A 347-nucleotide genomic window follows, 5' to 3' on the forward strand; every position below is an offset into this window, starting at 1 on the left:
AATCAAATATTACAGCTACGATGCACTAAATCAGCTCATAGAAGTAAATGAAAACAATAGAGACATAAGAAAATACTTCTACGATACATTAGGAAACAGAGTCCGTCTAGAAGAGTGGAAAGGCAAAGAAATAAAAGAAGCAATAAACTATGAATACGGTAGAGGAAATAGGCTCATCAGCACCTATGAGGACTACATATTCATAGGAGACAGTAAGGATTACGAAGAATATATCACTCAGGGAGTGGAAGTATTCTCGAAAGAAGATTCTAAATCCTACAAATACGATAATAGAGGAAACTTGATCGAAGTTAAGAGCGGTGGTAAAATATTTGGTAAGTATGAAT

The 347-nt window shown here is 34.6% G+C and carries 1 protein-coding gene; it reads left to right on the plus strand.

The annotated features are described in order from the left end of the window. Positions 1-347, plus strand: a 347-nt coding sequence (locus RCF13_RS02925; RefSeq protein ID WP_308140836.1) for a hypothetical protein, incomplete at both ends; no start/stop codon positions are given.

This window comes from Stenotrophomonas maltophilia group sp. RNC7 (assembly GCF_030910085.1).
In the GTDB taxonomy this organism is placed as follows: domain Bacteria; phylum Pseudomonadota; class Gammaproteobacteria; order Xanthomonadales; family Xanthomonadaceae; genus Stenotrophomonas; species Stenotrophomonas sepilia.